At 68.8% G+C, this 19,347-nt stretch carries 15 protein-coding genes; 9 read left to right on the top strand and 6 right to left on the bottom strand.

The window, feature by feature from the left end; genetic code table 11:
• The first annotated feature begins 112 nt into the window (after window positions 1-112).
• Window positions 113-865 carry a hypothetical protein gene (locus V5F84_RS04510; RefSeq protein WP_394045227.1) on the top strand — a complete coding sequence of 251 codons (753 nt, stop codon included), beginning with the start codon at window positions 113-115 and terminating at the stop codon, window positions 863-865.
• A 3-nt stretch (window positions 866-868) separates the two neighbouring features.
• Here the strand turns inward: V5F84_RS04510 and V5F84_RS04505 are convergent, their stop codons facing one another.
• Entirely contained in the window at window positions 869-1,120 is a 252-nt protein-coding gene (locus V5F84_RS04505; RefSeq protein WP_394045225.1) for a GlsB/YeaQ/YmgE family stress response membrane protein, read from the bottom strand.
• A gap of 279 nt (window positions 1,121-1,399) precedes the next feature.
• On the opposite strand from V5F84_RS04505, the gene V5F84_RS04500 reads away from it, so the two are divergent.
• The 3 genes from V5F84_RS04500 (at window position 1,400) to V5F84_RS04490 (ending at window position 4,285) form a co-directional block, all read left to right on the top strand.
• Window positions 1,400-2,443 (top strand): ABC transporter substrate-binding protein, encoded by a 1,044-nt coding sequence (locus tag V5F84_RS04500; RefSeq protein WP_394045223.1) that lies wholly within the window; start codon window positions 1,400-1,402, stop codon window positions 2,441-2,443.
• Between the two features lie 100 nt (window positions 2,444-2,543).
• A complete protein-coding gene (locus tag V5F84_RS04495) occupies window positions 2,544-3,398 on the top strand; it encodes an ABC transporter ATP-binding protein (protein WP_394045221.1) in 855 nt (284 codons plus the stop codon).
• 14 nt (window positions 3,399-3,412) lie between these two features.
• Window positions 3,413-4,285, top strand: a complete 873-nt coding sequence (locus tag V5F84_RS04490; RefSeq protein WP_394045219.1) for an ABC transporter permease — start codon at window positions 3,413-3,415, stop codon at window positions 4,283-4,285.
• 99 nt (window positions 4,286-4,384) lie between these two features.
• Here the strand turns inward: V5F84_RS04490 and V5F84_RS04485 are convergent, their stop codons facing one another.
• The 3 genes from V5F84_RS04485 to V5F84_RS04475 form a co-directional block, all read right to left on the bottom strand.
• Window positions 4,385-5,755, bottom strand: a complete 1,371-nt coding sequence (locus tag V5F84_RS04485) for a sensor histidine kinase (RefSeq protein WP_394045217.1) — start codon at window positions 5,753-5,755, stop codon at window positions 4,385-4,387.
• On the bottom strand, window positions 5,745-6,413 hold the full coding sequence (locus V5F84_RS04480; RefSeq protein WP_394045215.1) for a response regulator: 669 nt from the start codon (window positions 6,411-6,413) through the stop codon (window positions 5,745-5,747). The genes V5F84_RS04485 and V5F84_RS04480 overlap by 11 nt, the downstream gene beginning before the upstream one ends.
• A 96-nt stretch (window positions 6,414-6,509) precedes the next feature.
• Entirely contained in the window at window positions 6,510-7,304 is a 795-nt protein-coding gene (locus V5F84_RS04475) for an N-formylglutamate amidohydrolase (protein WP_394045213.1), read from the bottom strand.
• Window positions 7,305-7,827: 523 nt separating this feature from the next.
• Between V5F84_RS04475 and V5F84_RS04470 the strand changes: the two genes are divergently transcribed.
• Window positions 7,828-8,634: a transglutaminase-like domain-containing protein gene (locus tag V5F84_RS04470; RefSeq protein ID WP_394045211.1), complete on the top strand. Its 807-nt coding sequence runs from the start codon at window positions 7,828-7,830 to the stop codon at window positions 8,632-8,634.
• A gap of 51 nt (window positions 8,635-8,685) precedes the next feature.
• Here V5F84_RS04470 and V5F84_RS04465 read toward each other — a convergent pair whose 3' ends face one another.
• On the bottom strand, window positions 8,686-11,841 hold the full coding sequence (locus V5F84_RS04465; protein ID WP_394045209.1) for a DNA translocase FtsK: 3,156 nt from the start codon (window positions 11,839-11,841) through the stop codon (window positions 8,686-8,688).
• Between the two features lie 538 nt (window positions 11,842-12,379).
• Here V5F84_RS04465 and fumC point away from each other — a divergent pair.
• The 3 genes from fumC to V5F84_RS04450 all read left to right on the top strand — a co-directional run bounded on the left by fumC (window position 12,380) and on the right by V5F84_RS04450 (window position 16,825).
• On the top strand, window positions 12,380-13,792 hold the full coding sequence (gene fumC, locus V5F84_RS04460; protein ID WP_394045207.1) for a class II fumarate hydratase: 1,413 nt from the start codon (window positions 12,380-12,382) through the stop codon (window positions 13,790-13,792).
• 96 nt (window positions 13,793-13,888) lie between these two features.
• Window positions 13,889-15,529 (top strand): NAD-dependent malic enzyme, encoded by a 1,641-nt coding sequence (locus V5F84_RS04455; protein ID WP_394045205.1) that lies wholly within the window; start codon window positions 13,889-13,891, stop codon window positions 15,527-15,529.
• 6 nt (window positions 15,530-15,535) lie between these two features.
• On the top strand, window positions 15,536-16,825 hold the full coding sequence (locus V5F84_RS04450; RefSeq protein ID WP_394045203.1) for a threonine/serine exporter family protein: 1,290 nt from the start codon (window positions 15,536-15,538) through the stop codon (window positions 16,823-16,825).
• Between the two features lie 45 nt (window positions 16,826-16,870).
• On the opposite strand, the gene V5F84_RS04445 is transcribed toward V5F84_RS04450, so the two are convergent.
• Window positions 16,871-17,731: a GntR family transcriptional regulator gene (locus V5F84_RS04445; protein WP_394045201.1), complete on the bottom strand. Its 861-nt coding sequence runs from the start codon at window positions 17,729-17,731 to the stop codon at window positions 16,871-16,873.
• Window positions 17,732-17,947: 216 nt separating this feature from the next.
• Between V5F84_RS04445 and V5F84_RS04440 the strand changes: the two genes are divergently transcribed.
• Window positions 17,948-19,075 carry a zinc-dependent alcohol dehydrogenase family protein gene (locus V5F84_RS04440; RefSeq protein WP_394045199.1) on the top strand — a complete coding sequence of 376 codons (1,128 nt, stop codon included), beginning with the start codon at window positions 17,948-17,950 and terminating at the stop codon, window positions 19,073-19,075.
• The last annotated feature ends 272 nt before the right edge of the window (window positions 19,076-19,347 follow it).

Genomic DNA, 19,347 nt, shown 5'->3' with positions numbered 1-19,347 from the left:
GCAGCCAACGCCGCGCCCTTGGATTGGAAACGCGCGCGGTTCGCATTATGAGTGCCTCGCCAAATCACCGCGAGCAAGCCGGAGAACGTCCCTGTCCCGCGTCTGGAGCGCCATGGCCGTGGCCGCATTCGCCAGCACCGGGGCCTGGGCCCAGATGCCCGCCCCCTGCGCGCCGGCCGTGGGACAGGCCTGCCCCGACCCCGCCCGGCCGCGGCCGGCCGTTCCGCAGACCTGGACGATCATCGAATCCCGGTCCCCGGCCGACGATCGCCCGCAGATCTCGGCCTCGATCTGGGTCGAGAAGGACCAGTCCATCCTCGCCCTGCGCTGTTTCGACGGCCGGATGGAGGTGATGTTCTCGTCCACCGCCCTCGCGACCCCCGATGCGGCGGCGCGGGTGACCTATCGGATCGACGGCGCGGCACCGGTCACCCGCCAGTGGCGCGCTGCCGCCAACCGGCAGGATCTGTTCGCCCCCGATCCGCAACGGCTGCTGCGGGCGCTGCCGGACCAGGGCAGCTTGCTCATCCGCGCGCAGGGCCGCGCCCGCACCGCCGTCGAGGCCAGCTTTGCCTATCGGGGCCTGAACGAGGTGCGCGCGCGCTTCGCGGCGCGATGCGTGCGCGCGCCCGCCCGGCCACTGCCGCCGGTCGCCCCGCAGGCCGCCGACGCACCGGAAAACGAAGCGCCCGAAAGCGCGCCGCGTGCGGCCGCGCCGCCCCCCCCGGGGCCGGTGCGGGCCCCGGCCGCGGCGCCGGTTCGCCCGGCGGACGGCGTCGACGACCTCGACATCCGCTCCTTGGCGGCGCCCCCGGCGCCGCCCTCGTTCGCCAACCGCCCGCTGCGGCGCTTGCCCGAGGAATAGGGATCAGGCGCGGCGCGCCAGCTGGCCCCAGGCCAGCAGAACGATCAGCGCGCCGACCACGGCGCCGATGAAGCCCGCCCCCTCGCCCGCCTGATACCAGCCGATGGCCTGGCCGAGATAGGTCGCCACCAGCGCGCCGACGATGCCGAGCACGGTGGTGAGGATGAAGCCTTGCGGCTCGTTGGGGCCGGAATAGATCAGCTTCGCGACGATTCCGGCGATGAAGCCGATGATGATGGTCCACAAGACGCCCATGCTGCCCTCCAGGCTGGGAAAACACGCCACCAACGGCGAAGATCGTGCTTGGGTTCCCCCCGCCACGCCTTGCGCGTGCCGCCCCGGGGGCATCTGCGCAGGCGCGCCGGCTTACAGTCAAGTCCGAGCCGGGGGCAGCGGCGGCGGCGCGGCGAAAGCGAAGTGAAAGCTTGGTGGGCTTATCAATTGCGGCAACCGCAGGGCAACGTCCCGCACAAGAGTGTCGCCAAGCACCGCCAAACTGAGGAAACCGGCGCTCAGCGCCCCGAGGAGAGACCTATGATCCGTGCGATGAAAGCGGCCGTGCGCCCGCTCATCCTTTCGCTGGCCGTCGCGACCCTGGCGCTCCCCGCCGGTGGCCCGGCTTTCGCGGCCGACAAGATCACCATCATCGTCGGCGGCATGGAAAAGCAGATCTACCTGCCCGCCGTGCTCGCCCAGCAGCTCGGCTATTTCAAGGAACAGGGGCTCGACGTCGAGCTGATCAGCACCCGCGCGGGCGTCGAGGCCGAGAACGAGCTTCTGGCCGGCGCCGTGCAGGGCGTGGTGGGCTTCTACGACCACACCATCGACCTCCAGGCCAAGGGCAAGTTCCTCCAGTCCATCGTCCAGTTCAGCCAGGCGCCGGGCGAGGCGGAGATGCTCTCCACCAAGCTCGCCGACAAGGTGAAGTCGCCGGCCGACCTGAAGGGCCAGACCCTCGGCGTCACCGGCCTCGGCTCCTCCACCGACTTCCTCACCCAGTCGCTGGTGGTGAATGCCGGGTTGAAGCCGGGCGAATATTCCCTGCTGCCGGTGGGCGCGGGCAACACCTTCATCGCCGCCATGCGCCAGGGCCAGATCGCCGCCGGCATGACCACCGAGCCGACCATCAGCCAGCTGCTGAAGACCGGCGACGCGAAGATCCTGGTGGACCTGCGCACCCCCGACACCACCATCGCCGCCCTGGGCGGCCTTTATCCGGCCGCGTCCTTCTATGTGCAGAAGTCCTGGGCCGACACCCATAAGGAGGAGGCGCAGAAGCTGGCGAATGCGTTCGTGAAGACCATGCGCTTCATCGCCACCCACAGCGCCGAAGAGATCGCCGACAAGATGCCCAAGGATTATTACGTCGGCGACAAGGGCCTTTATGTGAAGGGCCTCGCCGAGGGCAAGGCGCAGTTCACCCCCGACGGCCGCATGCCCAATGGCGGCCCCGAGACGGTGCTGAAGGTGCTTTCGAGCTTCAGCAAGAACGTCCAGGGCAAGCAGATCGACCTGTCGAAGACCTATACCACCGAGTTCGTGGACGCCGCCGCCAAGAGCCTCGGCTCCAGCAACTGATAAGGCGCGGCGCCCGATTGCGGCGCCGCTTTCCCTTTCGTCCGCGCTTTCCCTTGTCCTCAAGCAGCCGGCGCCCGCAGGGCGGCGGACGGAGAGACTCATGTCCGAAACCCTCCTTGCGTCCCGCCCGGCGCCGGCCACCGCGCCGAACCCGCCGCCCGCCATCGACCTCGTCAATGTCACCCGCCGCTTCGTCACGCCCGACGGCAAGATGATGACCGCGCTGCGCGATTTCACCATGTCGGTGAAGGCGGGCGAATTCGCCTGCGTGGTCGGACCCACCGGCTGCGGCAAGTCCACCACGCTCAACCTCGTCACCGGCCTTGCCCCGCCGAGCGCGGGCGAGGTGCGCGTGATGGGCGAGCCGGTCACCGGCATCCGCCGCGACATCGGCTTCGTGTTCCAGACCGACGCGCTGTTTCCCTGGCGCAGCGTGCTCGACAATGTGGCCGCCGGCCCGCTCTATCGCGGCATGCCCAAAGCGCAAGCCTACGAGAAGGCGCGCGACTGGATCGCCCGCGTGCACCTCTCGAAGTTCGAGGGCCATTATCCCCACCAGCTCTCCGGCGGCATGCGCAAGCGCGCGGCGCTCGCCCAGACCTTCATCAACGAGCCGAAGATCCTGCTGATGGACGAGCCGTTCAGCGCGCTCGATATCCAGACCCGCACCCTGATGCAGGACGAATTGCTCGCCATGTGGTCGGGCTCCGGCGCCTCCGTCGTGTTCGTCACCCACGACCTGGAGGAGGCCGTGGCGCTGGCCGACAAGGTCTATGTGCTCACCGCCGGCCCGGCCACGGTGAAGAGCGTCTACCAGATCGACCTGCCGCGCCCGCGCGTGATGTCGGAGATCCGCTACGACCACCAGTTCGTCGAGATCGCCCGGGTGATCTGGAACGACCTGCGCGAGGAAGTGCAGATCGGCCAGGCCCGCGCCATGTCGGCCGGACATTGAGAGGAGGAGACGCCATGACCGTCCAGGCCGAACTGCTCGCCGCCCACGCGGCTCCGACCCTCGAATCCGTCTCCGCCGCCGCGCAGCGCGCCATGCGCCGCCGACACGCGCTCGTCATCGCCCTGCGCATCGCCATCCTGGTGGGCGTGCTGGGCGGGTGGGAACTCGGCGCGCAGACCGGCTTCATCGATCCCTTCTTCTTCGCCAGCCCGTCCGGCATCTGGGACCAGATCTGGATCTGGATGACCGAGGGCACCTCGCAGGGCCCGCTCTGGGAGCAGATCCTGGTGACGCTGGAGGAAACCACGCTCGGCTTCTTCATCGGCGCCGTCGGCGGGGTGGCCTGCGGCATCCTGCTGGGGCGCAACAAGCTGCTGGCGGACGTGTTCAGCGTCTATATCAAGGTGGCGAACTCCATTCCCCGCGTGGTGCTGGGCTCCATCTTCATCATCGCCCTCGGCCTCGGCATGGCCTCCAAGGTGGCGCTGGCGGTGGTGATGGTGTTCTTCGTGGTGTTCGCCAACGCCTTCCAGGGCGTGCGCGAGGCCGACCGGGCACTGATCGCCAATGCCCAGATCCTCGGCGCCTCGCCGCTGCAGATCACCCGCACGGTCATCATCCCCTCGGCCATGAGCTGGATCCTCGCCTCCCTGCACGTCTCCTTCGGCTTCGCGCTGGTGGGTGCCGTGGTGGGCGAGTTTCTGGGCGCGAAGAAGGGCGTCGGGCTCATGATCTCCACCGCCCAGGGCGCGTTCAACGCCAATGGCGTGTTCGCCGCCATGGTGATCCTCGCCGTGCTGGCGCTGGTGGTCGAGTTCATCATCACGCTGGTGGAGAACCGCCTGGTGAAATGGCGCCCCGCCCCGCTCAACGATCAGCACGGCTGATTTCGCCGCCTCCCCTTTCACGGTCCTCCCAGACTGGCCCGGCCCCAACGCCGGGCCTTTTTTTATCCGCAAGCGGCGGTGCGGGCGGCGGCGCGCTCCTCACGCCAGCGGCAGGCGCACTTCGACCACCAGCCCGCCGCCCTCGGCATCGTGCAGCGCGACGCTTCCCCCCGCCGCCTCCGTCACTTCCTTGACGATGGCAAGGCCGAGCCCGCTGCCCTCCGCGCTGGTGCCGAGGACGCGATAGAAGCGCTCGAACACGCGCTCGCGCTCGGCCGGGGGAATGCCCGGCCCGCTGTCCGCCACGCGCAGCACCGCCTCTTGCCCCACACGCGCGACGCTGACCGTGACGATGCCGCCGTCCCCGGCATAGCGCGTGGCATTGTCCACCAGATTGACGATCATCTCCCGCAGCATGGTGCCGTCGCCGGTTACCGGCACCGCGCCGTCCGCCTCGACGCCGATGTCGATGCCGCGCGCCAGCGCGCCATCGGCGAATTCGGCGGTGACGAGCCGCGCGGCGGCGGCGAGGTCGATGCTTTCGCTGCGCGGGCGGCGGCTGCCCGGCTCGGCGCGGGCGAGGGTGAGCAATTGCGCCGCGAGGCGCGCCAATTGCCGGGCGCTGGCCTGGAGCGCCTTGAGCGCTTCCGTGCGCTCGCCGGGATCGTTCTCGCGCAGGGCGTAGCTCGCCTGGGTGCTGAGCAGGGCGAGCGGCGTGCGCAATTGATGGGCCGCATTGGCGACGAAGCGGCGCTGCGCCGCCATCTGCTTCTGCACCCGGTCCATATATTGGTTGAGGGCGCCGACCAGCGGGCGCAGCTCGGTCTGCACGGCCTCGGCGGAGAATGGCGCCAGATCCTCCCGGGAACGGCGCAGAACCGCATCGCGCAGGCGCAGCAGCGGCGTCAGACCGCGATTGAGCCCGATCAGCGCCAGGATCGCCGCCGCCACCAGCAGCAGCACCTGCTGGCCGAAGCCGCCGATCCACAATTGCCGCACCATGTCGCCATGACCGGCGCGCGTGACCCCGACCATGACCCGGATCGGCCCCTCCGCGCCCGCGCCCACCAGGGGATGCAGCATCATCACGAGGTCCAGCGGCTGGTCGCGGTACGCGCCCGCATAGAACAGCGGCTCGAAATCCGTGGGCATGCGCGGCGGCAGGGGCAAGTCGGGATAGCCGGTGAGCAGGCGGCCGGTGGCGGTCTCCACGCGGTAATAGACCCGGTCCTGGTGGCCGGTGGCGAACATTTCCAGCGCCACGGGCGGCACGATGGCCTCGATCACCCCGCGATCGGCGCGGCTCGGCTCGGCGATGGCGCGGGCGGAGGCGGTGAGCATGCGGCGGGTGACGAGGTCGGCGGTTGAGACCGCATGGCCGTAGCTCGTCCACACATTCACGGCCACCACGCCCGCCAGGGGCAGGACCAGCCATGCGAGCAATTGCAGCCGGAGGCTTCTAATCCTCATGACGCAGAAGATAGCCGAGGCCGCGCAGCGTGACGATACGCACGTTGGAGCCCTCCAGCTTCTTGCGCACCCGGTGGACATAGATCTCGATGGCGCTCGGGTCGGCCTCGTCCTCGAAGCCGAACACGCTCTGCGAAAGCTGCGCCTTGCTCACCGTGCGCCCGCTCTTCAGCAGCAGATGTTCCAGCACCGCATATTCGCGCGGCGTCAGCGCCAGCTCGCCGTCGCGCAGGGCGAACAGGCGGGTGCGCGAATCGAACGACAGGTCGCCGAACACCACCACCGGGTCGGCCTGCCGGTGGACCCGCCGCAGCTGGGCGCGGATGCGCGCCTCCAGCTCGGCGATCTCGAAGGGCTTGGCGAGATAATCGTCCGCCCCCTCGTCGAGCCCGGCCACCCGCCCGTCGAGGCTGGCATTGGCGGTGAGGATGATGACCGGAAGCGTGCTGCCGCGCCGGCGCAGACGCCGCAGCACCTGGAGCCCGTCGAGGCCGGGCAGCGACAGGTCCAGGATCACCAGGGCATATTCGGCGACCTCCAGCGCATGCTCGGCATCGAGGCCGTCATGCACCACGTCCACGGCATACGTGGATTGGCGCAGGCTCTTGGCGAGCCAGGCGGCGAGTTCCCGATTGTCCTCCACCAGCAGCAGCCGCATGCGCATTCTCCCGCCGCGCACATGGCAGCGGCCGAAGCGAGGGTCAATGCGCGCGGGCCGGCAACGGACAAAATTCGCGCCGCAGCATGCCGCCCGTCAGGACGCGGCGTCCGCCGGCGCGGGTGCATCGAAGGCCGCGACGGCGCACGCCAGCAGCCGCGCCATGCGCGCGCCCCACGCCGCCTGCCCCGCCGCATCGCCGATCAGATCCTGGCGGATCTCCACCGCCACATGGGGCAGGCCGCGCCGCTCGCCATGCACCGGGATCGTATAATCCGACGCATCGCTCACCGAATACGGCTCATTGTCGCCGACCACGAGATCCCCCTCGCCTTGCAGCGCGGCGAACAAAGCGCGCGCGAGGCGCGGATCGCGATTGTAGAGCACGCCCGCATGCCAGGGCCGCGAAATGCCGAGATAGACCGGCGTGAAGCTGTGCATGGCGATCAGGACGGTCGGGCGGCCGGCGGCCTGTCGCGCGTCCAGCTCGGCTTCGATCCGGTCGTGATAGGGACGGAAGATCTCCCGCTCCCGCTGCGCGACCTCTTCGGCACCAAGGCCGATGTTGCCCGCAATCTCGGTGGCTTCGCTGATCGCCGGGATGGACGTCGGCGTTCCCGGCTGGCGGTTGCAATCGATGATGAGGCGCGAATATTCCTGCTGGATCAGCGTCGCGTCCAGCGCCTCGGCCAGATGCCGGCAGACGCCCGCGATGCCGATGTCGATGGCGATATGGCGCGCAAAGTCGGCCTCCGCGAGCCCGAGCCGACCGCGCGCGCGCGGCATGCGGTTTCCGGCGTGGTCCGCGACGATGAGGAACCGCGAGGGGGCCTGCGCGTTATAAATGCTGACGGGCGACGGCTCGTCGGCGGCCAGGAGCGTGTGCGCCATCTTTTTTCCGGGTTCTGCTGGTGGCTAACAAAGAGAAGCGGACGGGCTCCCCAGGTCCTTTCGCCCAGCTATAGACTATTGTCGGGCACATCGTCAGCTCTGCGCGGGCATTTTCAATCCACATGCAGCGCCTGCCCGATATTTGATCAGTCATTTTCCTGCCGGCGGCGACAAACATCGAACATCCGCGCAGGATAATGCTAGTCTTGCCCGGCAACACGGGGTGACGGACAGGCAGGCGCGGCCGCGCGCCTGGGTTTTTGCGCGCGCAAGCGAGGCGCGGCGATATCCCGCCGACACGACATCCCAGACGACGACATCCCGGACGACGACATCCCGGACGACCATCCCAGACGACGACACCGCGGGACACGACGACATCGCAGACCACGACGATTTCGCAGAACACGATTTCGCAGAACACGACGACATCGCGGACCGCATTCCACTTTGCATTTCAACTTGCCGGCGCGCCGGGCAGCGACCCTCACGGACCTGCGCGCGCCGGCGCCGGAGATTTTCGATGAAGATTCATGCCGGCTACCGGATCGCCTATGACTGCCCCCAGCCGACCCCGATGATCCTGACGCTGAGCGTGCATCCCTCGCGGGTCGGCGACCTGCTGAACCCCGACCGGGTGATGTTCGATCCGCCGATCCCGGCCAATACCTATCACGACAGCTTCGGCAATTTCTGCCACGTGATCAACGCCCCGGTCGGCCGGCTCACCATGTTCACCGACTTCACGATCATGGACGGGGGGCAGGCCGATCTGTACGCCCCGCACGCCCGCCAGCATGCCCTCTCCGAGCTGCCGGTGGATGTGCTGCTCTATCTGCTCGGCAGCCGCTATTGCGAGACCGACCGCTTGTCCGACATCGCCTGGTCGCTGTTCGGGCAGGTGCCGAAGGGCTGGCCGCTGGTCACCGCCATCTGCGATTTCGTGCACCAGCGCATCACCTTCGGCTATGCCCACGCGCGCTCGACCAAGACCGCGTTCGAGGCCTATAACGAGCAATGCGGCGTGTGCCGCGATTTCGCCCATCTCGCCGTCGCCCTATGCCGCTGCATGAACGTGCCGGCGCGCTATTGCACCGGCTATCTCGGCGATATCGGCGTGCCCTATGACGGCTCGGCGATGGATTTCAGCGCCTGGTTCGAGGTCTATCTCGGCGATCGCTGGTACACGTTCGATGCCCGGCACAACAAGCCGCGCGTCGGCCGTATCCTGATGGCGCGCGGGCGCGACGCCACCGACGTCGCCATCGTGTCCTCGTTCGGCCCCTGCACGCTGGCGAACTTCCAGGTCATCACCGACGAGGTCGCCTGAGGACATGCGCGGCGGCGGGCCGCCCGTGGGCGGACCCGCCGTTAAGCCGGCTCAGAGCGAGCGGGCGCCGGTGAGGATCTCGCGCTTGCCGGCATGGTTGGCGGGGCCGACGATGCCCTCGGTCTCCATGCGCTCCATGAGGCTCGCCGCCTTGTTGTAGCCCACCTGGAGCCGGCGCTGGATATAGGAGGTGGACGCCTTGCGGTCGCGCAGCACGATGGCCACCGCCTGTTCATAGAGGTCGCCCGCCGCCTCGCCGAGCGCGCCCTTGTCGAACACGGCATCGTCGCCGTCCCCCACGCCCTCGCCTTCATCCTCGCTGGTGACGGCATCGAGATATTCCGGCCCGCCCTGGGCTTTCAGGTGGGCCACCACCTTTTCCACTTCGCCGTCGGAGACGAATGGCCCGTGCACGCGGGTGATGCGCCCGCCGCTCGCCATATAGAGCATGTCGCCCTGGCCCAGCAGCTGCTCGGCGCCCATCTCGCCGAGAATGGTGCGGCTGTCGATCTTGCTCGTCACCTGGAACGAGATGCGGGTCGGGAAATTCGCCTTGATGGTGCCGGTGATGACATCCACCGAGGGGCGCTGGGTCGCCATCACGAGATGGATGCCGGCGGCGCGCGCCATCTGGGCGAGGCGCTGGATCGCCCCCTCGATCTCCTTGCCGGCGGTCAGCATCAGGTCCGCCATCTCGTCGACGATGATGACGATGAACGGCAAAGCGGTGAGGTCCATGTCCTGTTCCTCGAACAGGGCCTCCCCGGTCTCCTTGTCGAAGCCCACCTGGACCTGGCGCTTGATGATCTCGCCCTTGGCCCGCGCTTCCGCCATGCGGGCGTTGAAGCCGTCGATGTTGCGCACGCCGAGGCGCGACATCTTGCGATAGCGATCCTCCATCTCGCGCACCGCCCATTTGAGCGCGATGATCGCCTTCTTCGGGTCCGTCACCACCGGCGTCAGCAGGTGGGGAATGCCCTCATAGACGGACAGCTCCAGCATCTTCGGGTCGATCATGATCAGCCGGCAGGCCTGGGGCGAATGCCGGTAGAGCAGCGACAGGATCATGGTGTTGATGGCGACCGACTTGCCCGAACCCGTGGTGCCCGCCACCAGCAGGTGCGGCATGCGGGCGAGATCGACGATCACCGGCGCGCCGCCGATGGTCTTGCCAAGCGCGATGGCGAGCTTCGCATGCGCCTCGTCGAGATGCGGGCCCTCCAGCAATTCGCGCAGCCACACGGTGCCGCGGCGCCGGTTCGGCAGCTCGATGCCGATGACATTGCGCCCCTCCACCACCGCCACGCGCACCGAAACCGCGCTCATGGACCGCGCGATATCGGCCGCGAGGCCGATCACCCGGCTGGACTTGGTGCCCGGGGCGGGCTCGAACTCATACAGCGTGACCACCGGGCCGGGATTGGCGTCGATGACTTCGCCGCGCACGCCGAAATCCCGCAGCGTCTGCTGGAGGATGGCCGAGCTCTGGTCGAGGAATTCTTCCGAAAGCTCGAAATCCGGCTCCTCCACCGGCGGTTCGCGCAGCAGCGCGAGCGCGGGCAGCTCATAGGCGCCGTCCTCCTCTGCGGCTTCCACCGCGCGGGACGGCGCGGCGGGCGACGGCGCGGGCGCAACCGGCGCGGCGGGGACGATGGGCGAGGGCGCCGGCGGCATCCCGGTCTCGGGGCGGAAGTTCAGCCCCTGGAACGCCCAGTGGAACGACGCGCCGACGATGGCGGAAAGCGGCTCCAGGGGAATCGGCGCGACGGCCGGGGTCGCTGGCTCCGCGGCCGGAGCGGTCGTCGCCTCGGCGACGGCGGCGGCTTGCGCCGGGCGCGCGACGCTCGAAAGCGTCTCCGCCCGCGCATCGTCCGCCGGCTCGCCCTCCGGCGGCGCTTCGCCGGCCCGTTCGTCGCACGCCAGCGGCGCGTCCGGCAGCGGCGCGTCCGGCGGGGGTTCGTCCGGCGAGGCTTCGTCGACGGCCGCGTCGTGCGGGGCAGGCGCGGGTTGCAGATCCTGTTCCGCGGCGGCACGCGGGGTGATCCCCTCGCCAAGACGAATGAGGCGGCCGAGCTTCAGCAGCGTCTCGGGCAGCGCGCGCCCCGCAGACGGGTCGCCGAGCACCTCGGGAGCATCGGGCGAGGTGGCATCGCCCGGCGCGGGGTTCATCGCGTCGCGTGCGGTCTCCGGGGCCAGTTCCGGCTCGGCGGCGCTCGGCGCGACGGCACCCTCCGCTTCGCAGGCGGGGCCATCCGCGCGATGGTCAGCGGCGGGATCGATCGCGGCCGGCGCGTCGCACGCGGTGAGGTCGGGCACCGCGACGTCGGGCGCTTCGGCATTGGACGCTTCGGCATCGGGCGCCATGGCAGCGGCTGCGACGGCCTCCGGCGCGAGGGCCGGGCGCCGTTCCGCATCCGGCGCGGCGGCGATTTCGAGGCTTGCGCCATCGGCCGCGGTGTCTTGCCCTTCGATGGCGTCGGCCGCCCTCTCCCCGACAGGGTTTTCCTGACCGTCGCGCAGCGCGATCTCGCGCCGCTGATCCTCGGCGGCTGCGGCATCCGTCTCTTGCGCGGCGACTTCCTGCGCCGCGACTTCCTGCGGGTCGGCCGGCAGGGCCGGGAGGACGGCGGCTTCCGCCATGTCGGGCGGCGCAAGCGCCGGCGCTGCCGCGTCCGGCATCTGCGTCACAGCCACCACGAGGATTTCCACGATGGCGGCGCGCAGGGTTTCCAAGGCCACGGCCGGTTCCGCCGCATCGCTCCAGGCCATGCTGGCGGTCTGCGTCTCGGGCTCGGTTTCCTCCACCAGGAAGCGCCAAGTTGGCCCGGAAGCGGGACCGGAAGCGGGACTGGGCGCGGCGCCGCCCGGCGCATCGGCGGGGGCGGAGCCGGGCACCTCGGGCGCCACCGCATCGCGGGCGGCCGGGCGCGGCTGCACGGGAGGCGCGGAGGTCACCTTCGGCGATTCGCCGAGGCCGTGGCGGGTCCGCAGGAAATGGTCCGGCGTCCGGGTGAAGCGGGTGTTTTCGTCCAGCGTGAAGGGGCGCAGCCAGCTCGGCACCAGTTCGAGCGCGACCCAGGGCGAAAAGGCGGCCTCGCGGGCCTCCTTGGGCAGCAGCGGACGGCCCGCCGGCAGCGCGCCGCCGGCCTGCGCGGCGTTGAAAAAGGACGGCTCGTAGGTTCTGGGAGGGCGGTTTGAAGAAGGCATGATCTTCCATGACCCGGAGGGCCGGCCGAGCCGGCCGCGTTGTCTCCAGGGATACGGAGTGCGGCGTTAACAGGAGGTTTTGGGAGGCCGCTTCGCCCACAGCCGCAAGAGCGGGAAAGCCGAATTTGTTTGGCGGCGCACAAAAGCGAATTTTGCGGCCGCACATCGATGCAACGACTATTTTCGGTCGCATCCAACTTATTAACCATAAGCTTTTCGCGTGCCGTGTTGAAAAACAACGGGGTTGGGGATAGCGTCCTTTTCGACGTCTTTTGCTCGGCTTTTCTTTTCCGTCCGGATATCGCCTCATGAGACGCGTGCCCGTTACCGCCATCCCCATTCCCCGTCTCGCCGCCCCGGCGAGCGCAGCTCTCGCCGCTCCCGCCATGGCCGAACGCTTGGGCCGGGCGCCGTGCGCCGGACGGGTGGCGCCGGCCGCCTGCGCATCACCCCACCCGCGATCCTGACCGCCCTCCCGCGGGCGCCGGCGCGCCCGGCCGATCTCCTCCTCGCAATCCACGATCTCAGAGGTCCCCACGTGACTGACATACGCAAGGAAACCGACAGCCTCGGTGAAGTCGATGTCCCGGCGGACAAGCTGTGGGGCGCCCAGACCCAGCGCTCGCTCGAGCATTTCAGCATCGGCACGGACCTGATGCCGCGCGAGATGATCACCGCCTATGCGCTTCTCAAGAAGGCGGCGGCGCGGGCGAACCATGCGGGCGGGCGCCTGCCGGAAGAGCCCTACAAGCTGATCGTGCAGGTGTGCGACGAGCTGCTCGCCGGCCAGCACCAGGACATGTTCCCGCTGCACGTGTGGATGACCGGCAGCGGCACCCAGTTCAACATGAACGTCAACGAGGTGATCTCCAACCGCTGCTGCCAGCTCGCGGGCACGCCGCTCGCCAGCAAGGCGCCGGTGCATCCGAACGACCATGTGAACATGTCGCAGTCGTCGAACGACAGCTTCCCCTCAGCCATGCACATCGCGGTCGGCGTGAACGCGACGCAGCGCCTCATCCCGGCGGTGCAGGCGCTGCACGACGCGATCGCGGCCAAGGCCGAGGAATGGGCCGATATCGTCAAGATCGGCCGCACCCACATGCAGGATGCGACCCCGCTCACCCTCGGCCAGGAATGGTCCGGCTATGCCGGCATGCTGGCGGACGATATCGAGCGCCTTCAGGACGCGTTGAAGGGCGTCTATCGCCTCGCGCTCGGCGGTACGGCGGTGGGCACCGGCATCAATGCCGCACCGGGATTTGCCGAGGCGGTGGCGGACGAGATCGCGGCCCTCACCGGCCTGCCCTATGTCACCGCCCCCAACAAGTTCACGGTCCAGGGCGCCCATGACGCCCTGGTGCAATTCTCCGGCACGCTGCGCACGCTCGCCGCCTCGCTCTACAAGATCGGCAACGACATCCGCCTCATGTCGTGCGGCCCGCGCGCGGGCTTTGCCGAGCTGATCATCCCGGAGAACGAGCCCGGCTCCTCCATCATGCCCGGCAAGGTGAACCCCACCCAGGCCGAGGCGCTCACCATGATCGCCGTGCAGATGATGGGCAACGACGTGAGCGTCGGCTTCGGCGGCGCCAGCGGCTATCTGGAGATGAACGTCTACAAGCCGCTGATCATCTTCAACATCGCCCATTCCATCACCATCGCGTCCGACGGCTGCACCAATTTCCGCAAGTTCCTGGTGGAGGGCACCAAGCCCAACCGCAGGAAGATCCAGGAATATGTGGACCGCTCGCTGATGCTGGTGACCGCGCTCGCCCCGGTCATCGGCTACGATAGGGCCTCCAAGATCGCCCACCATGCCATGGACAACGACCTCACCTTGAAGGAAGCCGCGCTGGCGCTCGAATTCGTCACCGAGGAGGAATTCCTGCGCGTGGTGGACCCGGCCAAGATGGTGAAGCCCTATGTCGCGAAGGAGGACGGCAACTAGGCCGTCCCCGCGCGGTGCGGCCTGGATTTCCCCGCCGCGCCGCGCCCCCGCTTTCGAGACCGCGCAACAAGATCATACCCTTCCGGAGGTTCCGCCATGTCCGCGCCGAGCGACCAGACCACCCCGAAAGGGGCCGCGCTGCTTCACGATCCGATCCTCAACCGCGGCAGCGCCTTCCCGGTGGAGGACCGCGCCCGGCTCGGCCTGGAAGGCTTCCTGCCGCCGGTGGCGGACACGCTGGAAACCCAGGTCTCCCGCGTCCACCTGCAATTGACGCAGCTCGACAACGATCTCCAGAAATACCTGTTGCTGAGCGACCTCCAGGCGCGCAACGAAACGCTGTTCTATGCGGTGCTCATGTCCGACCCGGCGGTGTTCATGCCGCTGGTCTACACCCCGACCGTGGGCGAGGCGTGCCAGAAGTTCGACCATGTGCTGCGCGCCACGCGCGGCATGTATCTGCCCATCACCCTCAAGGGCCGCCTGAAGGAGGTGCTCTCCCGCTGGTCGCAGAAGGACGTGCGCTTCATCGTCGTGACCGACGGCGAGCGCATCCTCGGGCTCGGCGACCTCGGCGTGGGCGGCATGGGCATCCCGGTCGGCAAGCTCTCGCTCTATACGGTGTGCGCCGGCGTGCCGCCGGAGCTGACCTTGCCGATCACGCTCGACGTCGGCACCAACAATGCGGCGCTGCTGGAGGACCCGCTCTATCTCGGCCTGCGGCAGAACCGCGTGCGCGGGGCGGAATACGACGCCTTCATCGACGAATTCGTCACCGCCGTGACCGAGCTTTACCCGCGCTGCTGCCTGCAATGGGAAGACTTCGCCAATATCAACGCGGTGCCGATCCTGGAACGCTACCGGGACAAGATCTGCACCTATAATGACGACATCCAGGGCACGGCGGCGGTGGCGGTCGCGGGCATCTACGGCGCGCTGCGCATCTCCAAGCAGAAGCTGACCGACCAGACCTTCCTCTTTCTCGGCGGCGGTTCGGCGGCCACCGGCATCGCCGAACTCATCAGCCAGGCCATGGTGCTGGAGGGCGCGACGATCGAGGAGGCGCGGGCGCGCAACTGGCTGTTCGACGTCAACGGCCTGATGGTCAATTCCCGCACCGACATCGCCGGCTTCCAGAAGCCCTTCACCCACGACCATGCGCCGGTGAATTCGTTCGTCGAGGCGATCGAGGCGATCCGCCCGACCGGCATCGTTGGGGTGAGCACCGTGCCGAAGCTGTTCAACCAGGCCGTCATCCAGGCCATGTCGAAGATCAACGCGCGGCCGATCATCTTCCCCTATTCCAATCCCACGTCGCGCTCGGAATGCACGGCGGAGGAGGCCTATCGCTGGTCGGAGGGGCAGGCGATCTTCGCCAGCGGCAGTCCGTTCCCGCCGGTGGAACTGGCCGGGCGCACCTTCGTGCCGGGCCAGGGCAACAATGTCTATATCTTCCCCGCCATGGGCATGGCGGTGCTCGCCACGCAGGCCCGCCGCGTCACCGAGGCCATGTTCATCGTCGCCGCCAAGGCGGTGGCCGAGCAGGTGACCGACGCAGACCTGGACAAGGGCCTGATCTATCCGCCGCAGAGCGACATCCGCAAAGCCTCGCTGCACGTGGCGGTGCGGATCGCGGAATATGTCTTCGACAACGGCCTCGCCCAGGTTCAGCGCCCGGCCGACATCGCGGCGCACATTGCCGCGCTCGCCTATCTCCCCGCCTATCCCGCGGTCTGAGGCGCCATGATCCCACCAGCTCCGGCGTCATCCCCCGATGACGCCTTCGCGCTCGTCTGCGCCGCCGCGAAAATCCTCTACGCCAACGGGCAGACCACGGAACGGACGATCCAGAACGCGGAGCGGCTCGCCCGCGCGCTCGGCCTGTCCGTCACCGTCTTTCCCACCTGGGGCGAGCTGGTGATCCGCATGGAGGCGCCCGCCGCCTCCGGCATCTCGCGGGTGGAGGCCATCGCCGCCGCGCCCGCGGGGGTCGACATGAACAAGGTGACGCTGACCCTCGGCGTGATCGACCAGGTCTGCGACGGCGGCCTGGACGCGGCCGGCGCCCGTGCCGCGCTGGAGGCCATCGCCCGCCTGCCTCCGGTCTCGGCCCTGCGCTTCGTCGCGCTCGCGGCCATCGGCGCGGCGGCGCTCTCGGTCATCTTCGGCGCGGCCGACCTCACCACCCTTGCGCTGGTGGCGCTCAGCGCCGGCTCGGGCGCCGCCCTGCGGCGCGGGCTCGCCCATGTGGCGAAGAATTTCCTGGCCCAGCCCCTGTGCGCCGCCCTGCTCGCCGGCCTCATCGCCGCGGCCGCTTCGCACCTCCTGCCGGGCGCCAATCTCTATCTGGTCGCGCTCTGCCCCTGCATGGTGCTGGTGCCCGGCCCGCACCTTCTGAACGGTGCGCTGGATCTCGCCCATATGCGCATCGGCCTCGGCGGCGCACGCTTCGGATTCGCCGGCCTGATCATCCTGCTGATTTCCGTGGGGCTGATCGCGGGCCTCTCCCTCGGCGTCGCGGGCCTGCCCGCGCCGGGACCCTCGGCGCCGGTTCCCCTGGCCTATGACGTGATCGCCGCCGGCATCGCCGTTTCCGCCTTCGGCACGTTCTTTTCCATGCCCTGGCGCACCCTGCCCATCCCCATCGCCATCGGCATGACCGCCCATGCCAGCCGCTGGCTGGCGATCGCCGATGGCGCGGGGCTGGCGGGCGGGGCGCTGGTGGCGTGCCTGATCGCCGCCACCCTGGTGACGCCGATCGCGAATCGCCTGCACCTGCCGTTCGCCGCCTTCGCCTTCGCCTCGGTGGTCTCGCTCATTCCCGGCGTGTTCCTGTTCCGCATGGCGGCGGGCATGGTCGCCCTGCTCGATGCCGGCCCCGCGGCCGCGCCCGCCCTGCTGCTCCCGCCGATCCAGGACGGCACCACGGCGGCGGCGATCCTGCTGGCCATGGCGTTCGGCGTGATCCTGCCGAAAATGCTGCTGGAACGGTTGTTTCCCACCTGGGCCGGCCTGTCGGACAAGAACGGCTAGGCTGGCGCCGACGCGAATCGGTTTCCCCGTCGCTGCGACACCGCTTCAGCGGCGGGCCGCCCGGGCGACGCCGGCCTTAATGGCCGCCGGCTTATCCTTCGCAGGTGGAGATTTGGGGGCGGCGGGTTTGGGGGCGGCGGGTTTGGATCGAGCGGCCCTGGCTGGCGTGTCGTCCACCGGCGTCTCCGGCGCCGGCAGGCGCTGGGATTTCGCCGGGGCGGGCGAGGTTTGGGAAAAGCTGCCGTCGAGCACCGCGAGGGCGACCTTCGCGGCCTCCTGGATATGAAGCCGGCACGCCTTCTCCGCCGCATCCCCGTCGCCGGCGGCGATGGCATCGTAGATGTCGCGGATTTCCACCATGCTGCGGGCCAGCCGGCCGGGCTGGGTCATGGAGGTGAAGCGCAGCAGGGTGATGCGATTGTGCAGGCTGGTGAGCATCTGCGTCACGAACACATTGTCGGCGCCGCCCATCAGCACCTTGTAGAACTGGGTCTTGGCCTCGATGAGCGCCAATTGCTCGTTGCTCTTGATCGCCTTGACCAGCGCCTTCACGGTCTTGTCCAGCTCCTTCACCGCCTGCGGATCTTTGCGCTCGGCGAACTGGCGGCCGGCATAGCCTTCCAGCAGGGCGCGGATCTCATAGAGCTGGCGCGCCTCCTGCGCCGAAATGCTGCTGACGATGGGCCCGCGGTGGGGAATGGTCTGCACCAGCCCCTCCGCCTCGAGCTGGCGCAGCGCCTCGCGAATGGAGGTGCGCCCGACGCCGATGAGTTCGCACAGCTCGCGCTCGACCAGCCTCTGGCCGGGTTTGAACAGGCCCTTCGCGATGGCGGCGCGCAGCTTCTCCTCCACCATGAGGCGCAATGTTGCCGCTTGGCGTGTGATGTGTAGATCCTGATTATCCATCGCCCGGCCTGACAAAACGTGCGGTCCCGTTTTGACATAACAGGCATGGCCTTCAAACCGCTGTCAATCGCACCGTAATAGATTGTCTGATTGACTGACAGGTCTGGCCTGGATAATTTTTCCGCATCGGCGACCCGCGGCGGCACCAAAGCCGGCGACCAAGCCAGACCAAAATGCCGGGGCAGCCCCTTTCTGGAAACACTCATCGAGGAAGCCATGCGTATTCGCGCCGCCGTCCTGCGCGCCTCGCCCGTCGAGCGCCCCTATGCCGTCAACAAGCCGCTGAGCATCGAGACCATCGAGCTGGACCCGCCCGGCGCCGACGAAGTGCTGGTGAAGATCGCCGCCGCCGGCCTGTGCCATTCCGACCTTTCCGTGATCAACGGCGATCGCCTGCGGCCGACCCCCATGGTGATCGGCCATGAATGCGCGGGCGTGGTCGAGGAGGTGGGCGCGGGCGTCAGCGACCTCAAGCGCGGCGACAAGGTGGTGATGAGCTTCCTGCCCACCTGCGGCCATTGCCTGCCGTGCATGGAGGGGCGCGCCCAATTGTGCGAGCCGGGCCACGCCGCCAACGGGCGCGGCACGCTGCTGTCCGGCGCGCGGCGATTCCATTGCGACGACGGCGCGCAGCCCTATCACCACAGCGGCGTTTCCGCGTTCGCGGACTATGCCGTGGTCTCGCGGCGCTCGGTGGTGAAGATCGATTCGGACATCTCGCTCGTGGAAGCGGCGCTGTTCGGCTGCGCGGTGATGACCGGGGTGGGCACCGTGGTGAACACCTGCAAGGTGCGGCCCGGCGACAGCGTCGCCGTGGTGGGCCTCGGCGGCGTCGGCCTGTCCTCGATTCTCGGGGCCGCGGCGTGCGGGGCGACCCGCATCGTCGCCATCGATCTGGCCCAGGACAAGCTGGACCTCGCCTTGCAGCTCGGCGCCACCGACGCCTTCCTCGCCACCGATCCGGACATCGTGGAGCAGGTGAAGGCGGCCACCAAGGGCGGCGTCGACCACGCCATAGAGATGGCCGGTTCGGTGCGCGCGTTCGACCTCGCCTACAAGATCACGCGGCGCGGCGGCAAGACGGCGACGGCGGGGCTCGCCAATCCCAATTCCCAGATCACCTTGCCGCCGGTGAACCTGGTGGGCGAGGAACGCACGATCCACGGCAGCTACATGGGCAGCTGCGTGCCGTCGCGCGACATTCCCCGCTTCATCGCCCTCTATGAACGCGGCAAGCTGCCGGTCAATCGCCTGCTCTCCGGCACCGGCCCGCTGGAGGAGATCAACGCGGCGTTCGACCTGCTGGACCAGGGCAAGGTGGTGCGACACGTGATCACCTTCTGAACGGCGATCCGGCCGGCAAAGCCCCCCGCGGGCAAAGCCCCCCTCGGCAACCCGAGTGCCGGCGTGCCGAACCCAGGCTGCCTGGACCCGCGCGGGCCGAACGTGCGCGCGGCGCCGGGACACGCCCGGGCGCCGACGGCCGCGCGTCCGCGTTCCTTTTGGAAAATCACCACCAGCATCAACGGTTTCCACGGCGCGCCGGGCGCTGCCGGCCGGCCGCGCCGGAAACCGGTTTTGTTATATTGACGGATTGTCTGATAGCAGGCAATCTT

The organism is Roseixanthobacter liquoris (assembly GCF_043195135.2).
GTDB lineage: Bacteria > Pseudomonadota > Alphaproteobacteria > Rhizobiales > Xanthobacteraceae > NCEH01.
This window is presented reverse-complemented; position numbering and strand designations above follow the sequence as displayed.